The organism is Pseudomonas sp. LABIM340, assembly GCF_040017195.2.
Classification (GTDB): domain Bacteria; phylum Pseudomonadota; class Gammaproteobacteria; order Pseudomonadales; family Pseudomonadaceae; genus Pseudomonas.
Window position 1 is genome coordinate 5,085,316 of the sequence record NZ_CM200227.1, and the last position, 14,387, is coordinate 5,099,702.

A 14,387-nucleotide genomic window follows, 5' to 3' on the forward strand; every position below is an offset into this window, starting at 1 on the left:
TCTGCGAGTGGCTGGGCAGCTGGTACTACCGTACGTCGCGCACCTTCCGGCATTACGCCGAAAACTCAACGAGTTCCTTGCAGCGCCACCTGGGCTTCCTAGACTTGAAGCAAAGTGATATCAATCTGCCTCCTCCCCGACATCCGGAGCATCCCGCCCATGGACTGGCACCAGGACGCCTTACCCGATGCTGTGCTGCTGGAGTGTTCTCACAACCCCGGACTGGTCCTGCTGGCCGTTCTTATCGGCTGCGTCGCCAGCTTCGTCGCGCTGAACATCACCGCGCGGATGGTCCGGGCTCCGCAACACGCACACCGCTGGCAGTGGGTCGGCGGCATCTGCCTGGGCAGCGGCATCTGGTCGATGCACTTCGTTTCCATGCTGGCCTTCCACGCTTCGGTGCCGCTGCACTTCACCGGCGGCCTGACGCTGCTTTCGCTGCTCATCGCCATCGCCATCTGCGTGATCGCCATGCGCCTGCTCGCCCACGCCGGGCTGAGCCCGCTGCAGTACCTGCTGGCCGCCTGCTGCATCGGCGCCAGCATCGCCGGCATGCACTACACCGGCATGGCCGCCATCGAGTCGCCGCCGATGCAGCACTATGATCCGCTGCTGGTCACCCTCTCGGTACTGATGGCCGTGCTGGTGGCCTTCGTTGCCCTGGTGCTGGCGCCGGTACTCAATCGCCAGCCGGCAGGCCGCCAGTGGATCTACCAGATACTCGCCAGCCTGCTGCTGGGCTGCGCCATTTCCAGCATGCACTTCACAGGCATGGCCGCGTTGACCCTGACCCTGCCCAGCTGGGTAGCGCCGGTGGCGGACCTGGGGCGCAACAACGCCATCCAGCTCGGCCTGATGGTCGGCCTGCTGGCGCTGGCCGTGGTGCTGGCCGGGCTCTGGGCGGCCTGGATCGAGGACAGCCTGGAAAGCAAGGTAAGCGAGCTGAGCCGGGTCAACGCCCTGCTCAACCAGCTGGACAGTGCCAACGCCTCGCTGCAGAAACTGGCGCGCTTCGATGGCCTCACCGGCCTGCACAACCGCAATGCGCTGAACGACGAATTCGACGCTCGCCTGCAACGTAACCGGCAGAAGGCCCAGGGTATGGCGGTGATCCTGCTGGACCTGGACCACTTCAAGCGGGTCAACGACTCCCTCGGCCATGCCGCTGGTGACGAATTGCTGTGCATCGTCTCCGAGCGCCTGCGCAGCGCATTGCGCAGCACCGATCTGCTGGCGCGCTTTGGCGGCGACGAGTTCTGCATCCTCGCCGACCTTGGCGAGGATCACGAGGCGCGCATCCTCGCCCAGCGCCTGATGCAACGCATGAAGGAGCCGATCAGCATCGCCGGGCGCAGCCTGGTGATGACCATGAGCGTCGGCATCAGCCTGTTCCCCAACGACAGCGAACAGCCCGAGGAACTGCTCAAGCACGCCGACCTCGCGCTGTACCAGTCCAAGGGCAACGGCCGCAATGCCACGCATTTCTTCAGTCCGCACCTGAAAACCAAGGCGACCCAGGAACTGCAGCTGGAAGAGGAACTGCGCAAGGCGCTGTGGGACGACGAGTTGGTGCTCTACTACCAGCCGATCCTGCGCATCGACCACGGCGACGTGGAGCAGCTCGAAGCCCTGGTGCGCTGGAAACACCCGACCCACGGCCTGCTGGCACCGGACCGCTTCATCGGCCTGGCGACCGCCAACGGGCTGATCGGCGCGCTGGACGCCTGGGTGCTGCGCCGCGCCTGCGAGGACCTGCGCCGCCTGCACGACCTGGGCTACAAGGACCTGCGGGTGGCGGTGAACTGCTGCGCCAGCAACCTGGGCCGCGAGGGGCTGGTCGATGAAGTCCAGCAGACCCTCGCCGACACCGGCCTCGCCGCCCGCTACCTGGAGATGGAAGTCACCGAGAACGCCGTGATGTCCAACATCAGCCAGGCCATCCCGCTGCTCAATCGCCTGCGCGACCTGGGCGTGAGCCTGTCCATCGACGACTTCGGCACCGGCTATTCGTCGCTGTCCTACCTGCGCCAACTACCGCTGGATGCGCTGAAGGTGGACCGTTCCTTCATCCGCGACGTGCCGCAATCACGGCGTGACAGCGAGATCGCCCAGGCCATCATCGCCATGGCGCAGAAGCTGCACCTGAAGGTGATCGCCGAGGGCGTGGAGCACGCGCAGCAACTGGCGTTCCTGCGCGACAACCATTGCGAGCTGGCCCAGGGCTACCTGTTCAGCCGGCCCCTGCCCCTCTCCGCCCTGGTGGAGTTCCTTGAGGCGTACCGCGAGGACAGCGACTCGGCGCTGCTGCGCAGCCAGGCCTGAGGCCCGTGATCCAGGCTCAGAAGTCGAACTTGCCGGCGCGCCAGCGCGGCAGCCAGCGCAGGGAGTCGGCGGTGGTGCCGGTGGGGCGGTACTCGGCGCCCAGCCAGCCGTCGTAGCCGACGTCGTCGAGCACCTGCAGCGGCACTGCGAACTCCATCTCGCCCGAGCCCGGCTCGCCGCGCTCGGGGTAGTCGGCGAACTGCACGTGGCCGATCTGGCCCATCAGCGCGTAGATGCAATCCACCAGTTCCAGGCCCATGCGCGCCATGTGGTAGAGGTCCAGCTGCGCGCGCAGGTTCTCCCGCGCCACGCGCTCGAGCATGTCCTGCAGGTGCTCGGGGGTGTTGAGCAGGAAGTCCGTCATGTCGTGGCAGTTGATGGCTTCCATCAGCACGTCGGTACCGCTGCCGGCGAAGGCATCGCAGGTGGCGCGCAGACGCTCGGCGAGGGTCTGCAGCGCGACCTCGCGCTCCAGCCCTTCGACCAGCCGGCCGGCCAGCACGTTGATGTGCTGCGGCTTGACGATGCTCGCGTACTCCAGCGCCTTGGCCAGCGCCGCTTCGAACTCCGCCGCACGCTCCGGCACGGCGGCGATGCCGGGACCGCCCTGCATCAGGTCACCGGCCGGCAGGTTGATCAGCACCAGCGGCAGGCCGGCTTCGTCCAGCGCGGCTTTCAGGTCCTGTGCGGGGACGTCGTAGGGGAACTGGATCTCCACGCCCTCGAAGCCGGCCTTGGCGGCGGCGTCGATACGCTGCAGCAGCGGGACTTCGGTGAACAGCAGGGACAGGTTGGCGCAGAGTTTCATGCGGGGATTTCCTTCGACTGACGGTATTGCTCGACCAGGGTAGCCGGGTCGCGTTCGAGATTGCCCTGGCTGCCATGCAGGCGCATCAGCTGCGCGGCAAGGCCGCTCATGGGCGTGGCCGAGCCTTCCTCGCGGGAAAGCTTCACGGCGGTATCCAGATCCTTGAGCAGTGTGCGCACGTGCCACTTCACCGGCTCGAAGCGGCTCTCGGCCATCTGCGGGGCGAGGATCTGCAGGGGTCTGGAGTCGGCGAAACCGCCGGCCAGGGCCGGGGCGATCAGGCTGGCATCGACGCCGGACTGCTCCGCCAGCGCCACCACTTCGGCGATCACCAGGGCATTGCAGGCGACGATCATCTGGTTGCACACCTTGGTCACCTGCCCGGCGCCTACATCCCCCATGCGCGTCAGGCGCTGGCCGAGGTGGGCGAGGATCGGCCGCACGCGCTCGATATCCTCGACGCGACCGCCGGCCATGATCGCCAGGGTGCCGGCCTCGGCACCCGGCGTGCCGCCGGAAACCGGCGCATCGACCCAGCGCATGCCGGTGCGCGCTTCCAGTTCGGCGGCCATCTCGCGGGTGGCGGCCGGCTCCAGGCTGGAGAAATCCACCAGCAGCTGGCCGGCGCGGGCGCTCTCGACGATGCCACCGGCGCCGAACACCACTTCGCGCACGGCGGCGGTATCGGCCAGGCAGAGCATCACCACCTCGGCGTTGGCGCACAGCTGCGCGGGTGTTTCCACGGCCGTGGCGCCTTCGGTGGCCAGCAGCTCGCGCTTGCCGGCGGAGCGGTTCCACACGGCCAGCGGGTAGCCCGCGGCGAGCAGGCGGCGCGTCATGGGTACCCCCATCAGGCCGAGACCGGCAAAAGCGAGGGATGGCAAAGGGGACGACATGGGGTGATCTCCAGTTCGACAGCAGGACGGGCACGGGGAGGCGGCATTCTAACAGGCGCGAAGTTGACCCGGCGGACGACGTGCCAGCTGCCAAACAGACGCGCCGCCACTATACTCCCGGAGTTTTTTCCGCCATTGAACCGGAGAACTCTCCCCATGCTGAAACGCTCCCTGGCGCTCGCCGCCGGTTTTGCCCTGTCCCTGTCCGCCGTTTTCGCCCACGCCGACACGCCGAAAGAACTGAAAGTCTCGGCCATTCCCGATGAAGCCCCCACCGAACTGCTGCGCAAGTTCAAGCCGCTGGGTGCCTATCTGGAAGAGCAACTGGGCATGCCGGTGAAGTTCATCCCGGTGTCCGACTATGCCGGCGTGGTCGAAGCCCTGGCTTCGGATCGCCTCGACATGGCCTGGCTGGGCGGCTTCACCTTCGTCCAGGCGCGCCTGAAGACCGGCAACGCCATCCCGCTGGTACAGCGCGAGCAGGACCAGCAGTTCACCAGCAAATTCATCACCGCCGACCCGAACGTGAAATCGATCCAGGACCTCAAGGGCAAGACCTTCGCCTTCGGTTCGGTGTCGTCCACTTCCGGCAGCCTGATGCCGCGCTACTTCATGCAGAAGGACGGCGTGGTGCCCGAGCAGTTCTTCTCCCGCGTGGCCTATTCCGGCGCCCACGACGCCACCGTCGCCTGGGTCCAGGCCGGCAAGGTCGACGCCGGTGTGCTGAACGCCTCCGTCTGGCAGAAGCTGGTGGACAGCGGCAAGGTCGACACCAACAAGGTGAAGGTCTTCGCCACCACCCCGACCTACTACGACTACAACTGGACCGTGCGCGGCAACCTCGATCCGGCCCTGGCCGAGAAGATCAGGAAGGCCTTCCTCGCCCTCGACCCGAGCAAGCCGCACGACAAGGAAATCCTCGACCTGCAGGCGGCCAGCCGCTTCATCGAAACCAAGCCGGAGAACTACACCGGCATCGAGGAATCGGCCCGCGCCGCCGGCCTGCTGAAGTGACCCTGAAACTGACCGGCGTGGAGCACATCCACGCCAATGGCCAGCGCTCGCTCGCCGGTATCGACCTGAGCGTCGCTGCCGGTGAACGGGTGGCGATCATCGGCCCGTCGGGTGCCGGCAAGACCACGCTGCTGCGCATCCTCGCCACCGCACTGAAACCCGCTTCCGGCAATTTCGACCTGCTCGGCACCCAGCCCTGGGCCCTGAGTGGGCCCGCGCGCCAGCGTCTACGCGCGCGCATTGCCCTGGTGCACCAGGCTCCGCCGCTGCCACCGCGCCAGCGGGTGGTCACCGCCGTGCTCGCCGGCCGCCTCGGCCAATGGCCGCTGTGGAAAAGCCTGGCCAGCCTGCTCTACCCCGTCGACAGCGCCGGCGCACGCAGCGAATTGCAGCGCCTGGACCTGGGCGACAAGCTCTTCGAGCGTTGCGACCAGCTCTCCGGCGGCCAGTTGCAACGCGTCGGCATCGCCCGCGCGCTGTACCAGCAGGCCGAAGTGCTGCTGGCCGATGAACCCGTCTCGGCCATGGACCCGGTGCTCGCCGGCCATACCCTCGGCGTACTCACCCGTGAAGCGCAGAACCGTGGCGTGACGCTGCTCGCCAGCCTGCACGCGGTGGACCTGGCGCTGGAGCACTTCCCGCGCATCGTCGGCGTGCGCGACGGTCGCATCGCCTTCGACAAGGCGGCGGAGAACGTCACTCCCGAGGACCTGCGCGCCCTCTACGCCAACGAGCAGCTCGGCCAGCAGGACGCTTCCTCGCCGGTGGGCAAACCGCTGGTGGTGCAGATTCCGCGATGCTGAACCCCGCGCTTTCCAAGAGCCCGCCGCGCGACCCGGCGGCGCTGCCGCGCCTGCTGCTCACCCTGCTCGCCCTGGCCTTGCTGTGGCCGGGCCTGCGCCTGTCCGAGTTGGATATCGGCGGCCTGTTCAGCGGCGACAACGCGCGGACCATGGCCAACTTCCTCGGCGGTTTCTGGCCGCCGGCCCATGACGAGGAATTCCTCGCCCTGCTCGGCCGCGCCACCCTGGAAACCCTCGCGATTGCCACCGCCGGCATGGCGCTGGCGTGGCTGATCGCCTTCCCCGCCGCCCTGCTGGCGACCCGCGCGCTGTCGATCTCCGCCCTGCCCCGCGGCGGCCTGCCGGCCTGGTGGGCGCGGGCGCTGCGCTGGCCGGTGCGCGGGCTGCTGATCGTGCTGCGCAGCGTGCCAGAAATAGTCTGGGCGCTGCTGTTCGTCCGCGCCGTGGGCCTGGGCCCCACCGCCGGTGTGCTGGCCATCGCCATCACCTACGGCGGCATGCTCGGCAAGGTCTACGCGGAAATCTTCGAATCGGTGGACCCGCGCCCGACCCGCGCCCTGCTGCTGGGCGGCGGTTCGCGGCTGCAGGCCTTCGCCTATGGCGTACTGCCCTCGGCCGCGCCGGAACTCATCTCCTACACCGTCTACCGCTGGGAGTGCGCGATCCGCGCCTCGGTGGTGATGGGCTTCGTCGGCGCCGGCGGCCTCGGCCAGCAGATCGACCTGTCGCTGCGCATGTTCGCCGGCGGCGAGGTGGCGAGCATCCTGCTGACCTTCCTGGTGCTGGTGCTGGGCGCCGACCTGCTCAGCCGCTTCCTGCGCGGGAGGCTCGAATGACCGGCCTGCTGCGCAGCCTGGGCTGGCTGCTGCTGATCCTGCTCGCCATCGGCGCGTCCTTCGCCTACCTGGAGATGGACACCGGCGGGCTGTTTGACGCGCGCGGCCTCGGCCAGATGCTCGACTACGGTCGCGATTTCCTCGCGCCGGACCTGAGCACCACGCACCTCACGGCAGTCGGTCGCGGCGCCCTGGAAACCCTGGCGATGTCCGCCATCGGTACGCTGCTCGCGGCGCTGCTGGGCATGTTGCTCGCGCTGCCGGCGGCCGGGCGTTTCGGACGCATCGCACAAAGCCTGTCGCGGCTGCTGCTCAACGCCCTGCGCGCAGTGCCGGAGCTGGTCTGGGGCGCACTGATGGTGCTGGCCGCCGGGCTCGGCCCGAACGCCGGCACGCTCGCGCTGGCGCTGCACACCGGCGGCGTGCTCGGCCGGCTGTTCGCCGAGGCGCTGGAAAATACCCCGACCGCCCCGGCGGAAGCTGTGCGCCTGGCCGGCGGCGGACGCGTCGCCGCCTTCGCCTACGGCACCCTTCCGGCGGTCTGGCCGCAACTGGTGGCGTACATGCTCTATCGCTGGGAGAACAACATCCGCATGGCCAGCGTGCTCGGCTTCGTCGGTGCAGGCGGCCTGGGGCAGATGCTGTATTTCAGCCTCAGCCTGTTCCAGCAGGCCCAGGCGGCCACAGTGATCATCGCGATGCTGCTGCTGGTGCTGTGCGTCGACAGCCTGAGTGCCTGGGCGCGGCAGCGCTGGGTCAGCCACTGAGTCCTGCGGCAGAAGACGCGCAGTAAAAAGCCCGGCTCATGGCCGGGCTTTTTACTGAATGCGTCGCTTACGAGTCGCCGTGGATCACCTTGTCGAGGTCGATCGGGTCGCCAGGGTTGGTGCCGAGTTTCTGGCGGATGTCCTCGAACATCGCGTCGTACTCCTTGTGGTTGCGCACCATCGAGCCAAAGCGCGGGTGCAGGCCGTGCTTCTGTGCGATGCGGGTGGCATCGCTGGCAAAGTTGAAGGCCTGTTCCTTGGGCATGTCCCACTCTTCGGTAAAGGAATTACCGTCGATCTCGCCCTTCATGGTGAAGTGGACGATGGTGCCCTTTTCCACATCCTTGCGGACTTCATAGTTGATGTGAGCGTCGATCTCCTGCGCCCCCAGCCCCGGCAGGGACTGGAGATGCAGATGGCCCGGTTCGAACATGGCGAATCTCCTTCTATGGAATCCCGACAGTCTAGCCGGCCTTTTCGAATTGGAAATCGCCCTGTGTCAGTGCACGGACTCTTTTCGAACTCTTTCTTGAACCAGCACCCAGGGCGCGATCACCACCGCCCAGAGTTCCGGGTCACGATCGTGGAAATCCTGCGCCAGCTTTTCGTCGACCTTGCTCAGATCACCACTGGCGAGCCAGGCGGCAACCTTGGTCCGGTCGTCCTCGGCCACGCCCATCGCGACCTCCACCAGATCGGCGCAAGCCGCGACCTTGAGCAGGTTGCCACGGGCGAAGAAGGGCGCGAGCTCCTGCCAGGAAATCTTCGCGGTTTCGCCAAGCAACTTGGCATAGAGGGTGCTAGCTTGTTCAGTCATGAATCTCACCTGGTATACGAACGGCGCCATGATAGCGCCGGGACCGCGCCAGGCAAGGTTCGGACGGCGTTTTCGCTGGTGACGGAAACCCACAAGGAAAAGTCATACAGCGCCGTTTTTCTGTACGTTTGTTTCAATCTTGCGACATGCCCACAATCGGCTGCCCGCCACCCGCTTTTCAAGCGGTCCGGCGGCACTCTACACTGTACCGGTACAGTTGCCGGTGGGTCTGTCCGGGGCAATCCCGGTCCGGTGAGCCGCTGGCGACCAGGACTACAAAAACGAAAACACAAGAAGAGTGGAGCATTATGAAAAAGGGTACTCAGCGTCTTTCCCAGCTGTTCACCGCCATGGCCCTGGCCGGCGTTGCCAGCTTCTCCATGGCCGCCGACACCATCAAGATTGCTCTGGCCGGCCCGGTGACCGGCGCAGTCGCCCAGTATGGGGAGATGCAGTTCATTGGCGCGAAGATGGCCATTGAGCAGATCAACAAGGCCGGCGGCGTCGACGGCAAGCAACTCGAAGGCGTGGTCTACGACGACGCTTGCGATCCGAAACAAGCCGTGGCCGTTGCCAACAAGATCGTCAACGATGGCGTCAAGTTCGTCGTTGGCCACCTGTGCTCCAGCTCCACTCAACCGGCTTCGGACATCTACGAAGACGAAGGCGTGATGATGATCACCGCCGCTTCCACCAGCCCGGACATCACCTCCCGTGGCTACAAGCTGATCTTCCGCACCATCGGTCTGGACAGCCTGCAGGGCCCGACCGCCGGCAAGTTCATCGCCGAGCACATCAAGCCCAAGACCGTGGCCGTGATCCACGACAAGCAGCAGTACGGCGAGGGCATCGCCACTGCCGTGAAGAAGACCCTGGAAGACGCTGGCATCAAGGTCGCCCTGTTCGAAGGCATCAACGCCGGCGACAAGGACTTCTCCGCGATGATCGCCAAGCTCAAGCAGGCCAAGGTCGACTTCGTCTACTACGGCGGCTACCACCCGGAGCTGGGCCTGATCCTGCGCCAGGCTTCCGAGAAAGGCCTGAAAGTCGGCTTCATGGGCCCGGAAGGCGTGGGTAACAAAGAGATCTCCGCCATCGCCGGCCCGGCTTCCGAAGGCCTCTACGTGACCCTGCCGAAGTCCTTCGACCAGGATCCGAAGAACCAGGCCCTGGTTGACGCCTTCAAGGCCAAGAACGAAGACCCGAGCGGTCCGTTCGTGTTCCCGGCCTACGCCGCTGTCCAGGTCATCGCCGAAGGCATCAAGAAAGCCGGCAGCGAAGACACCGACAAGGTGGCAGCCGCGCTGCGCGCCAACACCTTCGCGACTCCGACCGGTGACCTGGGCTTCGACGAGAAGGGCGACCTGAAGAACTTCAACTTCGTGGTCTACCAGTGGCACAAGGACGGCACCAAGACCGAAGCCAAATAAGCCACCCGCCGCCACACAAAGCCCACTGCCCACAGCAGTGGGCTTTGTTTATCCGAGTATTCCGGGGGTCCGTCGCGCCACAAGCGCCGCTTCACGCGACGCCCGAGGAGTTAGGTAATGCCTGAGCTCTATCACTACCTGCAACAGCTGATCAACGGCCTCACCGTCGGCAGCACCTATGCCCTGATCGCCATCGGCTACACCATGGTCTACGGCATCATCGGCATGATCAACTTCGCCCATGGCGAGGTGTACATGATTGGCTCGTACGTGGCCTTCATCGTGATCACGGGGCTGGCCATGATGGGGATCGTCAGTCTCCCTGTCGTTATCATCTGCACCTTCGCCGCGGCGATCATCGTCACCAGCGCCTACGGCTACACCATCGAACGGATCGCCTATAGGCCCCTGCGTGGAAGCAACCGGCTGATTCCGCTGATCTCCGCGATCGGCATGTCGATCTTCCTGCAGAACGAAGTTCTGCTGGCCCAGGATTCCAAGGACAAGGCAATCCCCAACCTGCTGCCGGGCAACTTCATCATCGGCCCGGACGAAATGAGCGGCGTCACCATTTCGTACATGCAGGTGCTGATCTTCATCGTCACCCTGCTGACCATGTACGGCCTGTCCATGTTCATCTCCCGCTCCCGCCTGGGCCGCGCCTGCCGTGCCTGCGCGGAGGACCTGAAGATGGCCAACCTGCTGGGCATCAACACCAACAACATCATCGCCCTGACCTTCGTCATCGGCGCCACCCTGGCCGCCGTGGCCGCGGTGCTGCTGGGCCTGCAGTATGGCGTGATCAACCCGCACATCGGCTTCCTCGCTGGCATCAAGGCGTTCACCGCCGCGGTGCTGGGTGGCATCGGCAGCATTCCGGGCGCCATGCTCGGCGGCCTGGTGCTGGGCGTTGCCGAAGCCTTCGGCGCCGACGTGTTCGGTGACCAGTACAAGGACGTGGTGGCGTTCACCCTGCTGGTGCTCGTGCTGCTCTTCCGCCCCACTGGCCTTCTCGGTCGCCCGGAGGTGGAAAAGGTATGAGCCAGAAACTCAAGACCGCCTTCTTCAGCGCCCTGCTGGTGATGGCCGTTGCCTATCCGGTGCTGGGCATCAAGCTCAGCGTGATCGGCATCGGCCTGCAACTGGAGAACGTCAGCCCTACCCGCCTGTGGACCATCGCCGCCTGCGCGGTGCTGATGTTCGTCTGGCAACTGGTGCGTGATCGCTTCGCCTTCGGCGGCAGCGTGAAACAGGCGCTGTCGCACCCGCATACCAAGCTGGCCGAACGGCTGACCCACGCTTCCGTGCAACGCAAGATCATCATGGTGCTGATCCTCGTCGCCCTCGCCTGGCCGTTCTTCGGTTCGCGCGGCGCGGTGGACATCGCCACCCTGATCCTGATCTACGTGCTGCTGGGCCTGGGCCTGAACATCGTTGTGGGCCTGGCCGGCCTGCTCGACCTCGGCTACGTCGGCTTCTACGCCGTGGGCGCCTACAGCTACGCGCTGCTGTCGCACTACTACGGCCTGGGCTTCTGGGTGTGCCTGCCGATCGCCGGCCTAATGGCCGCGTTCTTCGGCTTCGTCCTCGGCTTCCCGGTGTTGAGGTTGCGCGGTGACTACCTCGCGATCGTGACCCTGGGCTTCGGCGAGATCATCCGCATCCTGCTGCGCAACATGACCTGGCTCACCGGCGGCCCCAACGGCATCAGCAACATCGAGAAGCCGACCCTGTTCGGCCTCACTTTCGAGCGCCGCGCCCCCGAGGGGATGCAGACCTTCCACGAGTTCTTCGGCATCGCCTACAACTCGAACTACAAGGTCGTATTCCTCTACCTGGTCGCGCTGCTGCTGGTGCTGCTGGTGCTGTTCGTGATCAACCGACTGCTGCGCATGCCCCTGGGCCGAGCCTGGGAAGCCCTGCGCGAAGACGAGATCGCCTGCCGCGCGCTGGGGCTGAACCCGACGCTGATCAAGCTCTCCGCCTTCACCCTCGGCGCCTGCTTCGCCGGTTTCGCCGGCAGCTTCTTCGCCGCGCGCCAGGGCCTGGTCACGCCGGAGTCGTTCACCTTCATCGAATCGGCCATCATCCTCGCCATCGTGGTGCTGGGTGGCATGGGTTCCCAACTCGGCGTCATACTGGCCGCCGTGGTGATGATCCTGCTGCCCGAACTGATGCGTGAGTTCAGCGAGTACCGCATGCTGATGTTCGGCGCCCTCATGGTGCTGATGATGATCTGGCGTCCGCAGGGGCTCCTGCCCATGCAGCGCCCGCACCTGGAGTTGCGAAAATGAGCCGACCGATTCTTGAAGTAGCCGGCCTCACCATGCGCTTCGGCGGGCTGCTAGCCGTCAACAACGTGGCCCTGAAGGTCCAGGAAAAACAGGTGATCTCGATGATCGGCCCCAACGGCGCCGGCAAGACCACCGTGTTCAACTGCCTGACCGGCTTCTACGCGCCCACCGGCGGCGAAATCCTGCTGCGCGGCGAGCCCATCCAGGGCCTGCCGGGCCACAAGATCGCCCACAAGGGCGTGGTGCGGACCTTCCAGAACGTGCGTCTGTTCAAGGAGATGACCGCGGTGGAGAACCTGCTGGTGGCGCAACACCGGCACATCAACACCAACTTCCTCGCCGGCCTTCTCAAGACCCCGGCCTTCCGTCGCGCGGAAGCCGAGGCCCTGGACTACGCCTCGCACTGGCTGGAAATCGTCAACCTCAAGGACATCGCCAACCGCCCGGCGGGCACCCTCGCCTACGGCCAGCAGCGCCGCCTGGAGATCGCCCGCTGCATGATGACCCGTCCGCAGCTGCTGATGCTGGACGAGCCGGCGGCCGGCCTGAACCCGCGGGAAACCGAGGACCTCAAGGCGCTGATCGCCATGCTGCGCTCCGAGCACGGCGTCACCGTCCTGCTCATCGAGCACGACATGAAGCTGGTGATGAGCATTTCCGACCACATCTACGTGATCAACCAGGGCACCCCGCTTGCGGACGGCACCCCGGAGGAAATCCGCGGCAACCCGGATGTGATCAAAGCCTATCTGGGGGAGTCCTGAGTCATGCTGAAGTTCGACAAGGTTTCCACCTTCTACGGCAAGATCCAGGCGCTGCACGACGTCAGCATGGAAGTCCAGCAGGGTGAGATCGTCACCCTGATCGGCGCCAATGGCGCCGGCAAGTCGACCTTGCTGATGACCCTGTGCGGTTCGCCGCGCGCCTCCTCCGGCAGCATCACCTACATGGGCGAAGAGCTGGTCGGCAAGGAATCCTCTGTGATCATGCGCAAGAGCATCGCCGTCGTGCCCGAAGGCCGTCGCGTGTTCGCCCGCCTGACCGTGGAAGAGAACCTCGCCATGGGCGGCTTCTTCACCAGCAAGGGTGACTACCAGGAGCAGATGGACAAGGTCCTGGGGCTCTTCCCGCGCCTGAAGGAACGCTTCAACCAGCGCGGCGGCACCATGTCCGGCGGCGAACAGCAGATGCTCGCCATCGGCCGCGCGCTGATGAGCAAGCCCAAGCTGCTGCTGCTCGACGAGCCGTCGCTGGGCCTGGCGCCGATCATCATCCAGCAGATCTTCGACATCGTCGAACAGCTGCGCCAGGAAGGCGTGACCGTGTTCCTCGTCGAGCAGAACGCCAACCAGGCGCTCAAGCTCGCCGACCGCGGCTATGTGCTGGAGAACGGTCGCATCGTCATGCAGGACACCGGTGCCAACCTGCTGGTGAACCCCAAGGTGCGCGACGCGTACCTCGGCGGCTGATCCTCCCGCCGCGATCAGAAACGGCCCTTCGGGGCCGTTTTCTATTGGCGAGCGGTCCGCACCGCTCCTACAGCAACCGGGCATTCCTCTGCCTTTTCCGCCTGCGCTCCCGACGCATCCGACAGACAGCGCGCAAAAGCTCGCCAAGCATCTGCGGATACAACAAGGAGACCCGCCATGACCGCCGACCATCTCGCCGACACCCTCGCCGTGCTGCGCAAGCTCGCCCAGGGCATCGACCCGCGCCACGATGCGCCCCTGGCCGTCGACGACCCCTGCCAGGCGCCAGAAGTGATTCGCGCCCTGTTCCACGCCATCCACGCGCTGGAAGTACCCGCCCCGAAGCCCCGCGCCCTGCCCCAGCAGGCCGGCAAACCCTGGCAGACGGAAGAGGAAGCAGTCCTGATGCAGCGTTTCGAGGCCGGGGAAACCGTCGCAGCGATCGCCCGCGAACATGGCCGCACCACGGGCGGCATTCGCTCACGCCTGAAGTACCTGGGCAAGTTATAGGGTCCGGAAACGAAAACGCCGCCCAATGGGCGGCGTTTTCGTTGCAAGGTCGATCAGGTGCCGTAGCTCAGCACCTGCGCACGCTGTCGCAATTGGGAAACGACATCGTCCTCCATGCGGCCTTCGGAGATCAGCAGGTCGCGGCGGATGGTCTGCACCGCCTCCTCGCTCTGCTCATGGTCGGCCAGGTGCTGGCCTTCGATGACGCGCCGCAGAACTACCTCTCCATCGTCGTTGGTGAGGGTCAGAATACGGCCGCCATCGGGGCGTGCCGGGCCCAGGGAGGGAGCGTAGGGAGCGAAGGTCTCGGTCAGCAGGGCGCTCAGCCGGTCCATGTCGTATCTCCTTGTTGCGAAATGAAAAACACAGGGAAAAGACCGCACGATCGGCGATAAAGTTCGCCGCTGTCAGTACCGTTGGT

Annotated in this window: 16 protein-coding genes; 11 read left to right on the forward strand and 5 right to left on the reverse strand. The window is 65.7% G+C overall.

What is annotated here, in order from left to right; genetic code table 11:
* The first annotated feature begins 159 nt into the window (after window positions 1-159).
* Window positions 160-2,322 (forward strand): putative bifunctional diguanylate cyclase/phosphodiesterase, encoded by a 2,163-nt coding sequence (locus ABKS89_RS23410; RefSeq protein ID WP_348587244.1) that lies wholly within the window; start codon window positions 160-162, stop codon window positions 2,320-2,322.
* Window positions 2,323-2,338: 16 nt separating this feature from the next.
* Here ABKS89_RS23410 and ABKS89_RS23415 read toward each other — a convergent pair whose 3' ends face one another.
* Together ABKS89_RS23415 and ABKS89_RS23420 are read right to left on the reverse strand one after the other, a co-directional pair.
* Entirely contained in the window at window positions 2,339-3,130 is a 792-nt protein-coding gene (locus ABKS89_RS23415) for a hydroxypyruvate isomerase family protein (RefSeq protein ID WP_348587245.1), read from the reverse strand.
* Complete coding sequence (locus ABKS89_RS23420; RefSeq protein WP_138215385.1) at window positions 3,127-4,026, reverse strand: NAD(P)-dependent oxidoreductase; 900 nt, start codon at window positions 4,024-4,026, stop codon at window positions 3,127-3,129. Before ABKS89_RS23420 ends, ABKS89_RS23415 begins: the two co-directional genes overlap by 4 nt.
* 156 nt (window positions 4,027-4,182) lie before the next feature.
* On the opposite strand from ABKS89_RS23420, the gene ABKS89_RS23425 reads away from it, so the two are divergent.
* Genes ABKS89_RS23425 through phnE form a run of 4 tightly spaced genes read left to right on the forward strand, consistent with a single transcriptional unit; the run spans window position 4,183 to window position 7,446 of the window.
* Window positions 4,183-5,040 carry a putative selenate ABC transporter substrate-binding protein gene (locus tag ABKS89_RS23425; RefSeq protein WP_348587247.1) on the forward strand — a complete coding sequence of 286 codons (858 nt, stop codon included), beginning with the start codon at window positions 4,183-4,185 and terminating at the stop codon, window positions 5,038-5,040.
* Window positions 5,037-5,843, forward strand: a complete 807-nt coding sequence (locus ABKS89_RS23430) for a phosphonate ABC transporter ATP-binding protein (protein ID WP_348587249.1) — start codon at window positions 5,037-5,039, stop codon at window positions 5,841-5,843. The genes ABKS89_RS23425 and ABKS89_RS23430 overlap by 4 nt, the downstream gene beginning before the upstream one ends.
* Window positions 5,837-6,679, forward strand: coding sequence for a PhnE/PtxC family ABC transporter permease (locus ABKS89_RS23435; RefSeq protein WP_348587251.1), 843 nt, complete (start codon window positions 5,837-5,839; stop codon window positions 6,677-6,679). The genes ABKS89_RS23430 and ABKS89_RS23435 overlap by 7 nt, the downstream gene beginning before the upstream one ends.
* Window positions 6,676-7,446 carry a phosphonate ABC transporter, permease protein PhnE gene (phnE, locus tag ABKS89_RS23440; protein ID WP_138215388.1) on the forward strand — a complete coding sequence of 257 codons (771 nt, stop codon included), beginning with the start codon at window positions 6,676-6,678 and terminating at the stop codon, window positions 7,444-7,446. The genes ABKS89_RS23435 and phnE overlap by 4 nt, the downstream gene beginning before the upstream one ends.
* Window positions 7,447-7,513: 67 nt before the next feature.
* Here phnE and ABKS89_RS23445 read toward each other — a convergent pair whose 3' ends face one another.
* Together ABKS89_RS23445 and ABKS89_RS23450 are read right to left on the reverse strand one after the other, a co-directional pair.
* Window positions 7,514-7,879, reverse strand: coding sequence for a DUF5064 family protein (locus ABKS89_RS23445; protein ID WP_138215389.1), 366 nt, complete (start codon window positions 7,877-7,879; stop codon window positions 7,514-7,516).
* 66 nt (window positions 7,880-7,945) lie between these two features.
* On the reverse strand, window positions 7,946-8,263 hold the full coding sequence (locus tag ABKS89_RS23450; RefSeq protein WP_081515892.1) for a DUF2288 domain-containing protein: 318 nt from the start codon (window positions 8,261-8,263) through the stop codon (window positions 7,946-7,948).
* 308 nt (window positions 8,264-8,571) lie between these two features.
* Between ABKS89_RS23450 and ABKS89_RS23455 the strand changes: the two genes are divergently transcribed.
* The 6 genes from ABKS89_RS23455 (at window position 8,572) to ABKS89_RS23480 (ending at window position 13,966) form a co-directional block, all read left to right on the forward strand.
* The gene (locus ABKS89_RS23455; RefSeq protein WP_081515893.1) at window positions 8,572-9,693 is read left to right on the forward strand and encodes a branched-chain amino acid ABC transporter substrate-binding protein; all 1,122 of its coding nucleotides are present in this window, start codon (window positions 8,572-8,574) and stop codon (window positions 9,691-9,693) included.
* A 117-nt stretch (window positions 9,694-9,810) separates the two neighbouring features.
* Window positions 9,811-10,734 (forward strand): high-affinity branched-chain amino acid ABC transporter permease LivH, encoded by a 924-nt coding sequence (gene livH / locus ABKS89_RS23460; RefSeq protein WP_138215390.1) that lies wholly within the window; start codon window positions 9,811-9,813, stop codon window positions 10,732-10,734.
* Window positions 10,731-11,987 carry a high-affinity branched-chain amino acid ABC transporter permease LivM gene (locus tag ABKS89_RS23465; RefSeq protein WP_348587252.1) on the forward strand — a complete coding sequence of 419 codons (1,257 nt, stop codon included), beginning with the start codon at window positions 10,731-10,733 and terminating at the stop codon, window positions 11,985-11,987. The genes livH and ABKS89_RS23465 overlap by 4 nt, the downstream gene beginning before the upstream one ends.
* Complete coding sequence (livG, locus tag ABKS89_RS23470; protein WP_081515899.1) at window positions 11,984-12,751, forward strand: high-affinity branched-chain amino acid ABC transporter ATP-binding protein LivG; 768 nt, start codon at window positions 11,984-11,986, stop codon at window positions 12,749-12,751. Before ABKS89_RS23465 ends, livG begins: the two co-directional genes overlap by 4 nt.
* A gap of 3 nt (window positions 12,752-12,754) precedes the next feature.
* On the forward strand, window positions 12,755-13,456 hold the full coding sequence (locus tag ABKS89_RS23475; protein ID WP_045210454.1) for an ABC transporter ATP-binding protein: 702 nt from the start codon (window positions 12,755-12,757) through the stop codon (window positions 13,454-13,456).
* A 177-nt stretch (window positions 13,457-13,633) separates the two neighbouring features.
* Window positions 13,634-13,966 (forward strand): hypothetical protein, encoded by a 333-nt coding sequence (locus tag ABKS89_RS23480; RefSeq protein ID WP_138215392.1) that lies wholly within the window; start codon window positions 13,634-13,636, stop codon window positions 13,964-13,966.
* Between the two features lie 53 nt (window positions 13,967-14,019).
* On the opposite strand, the gene ABKS89_RS23485 is transcribed toward ABKS89_RS23480, so the two are convergent.
* Window positions 14,020-14,301 carry a DUF3509 domain-containing protein gene (locus ABKS89_RS23485; RefSeq protein ID WP_138215393.1) on the reverse strand — a complete coding sequence of 94 codons (282 nt, stop codon included), beginning with the start codon at window positions 14,299-14,301 and terminating at the stop codon, window positions 14,020-14,022.
* Window positions 14,302-14,387 lie beyond the last annotated feature (86 nt).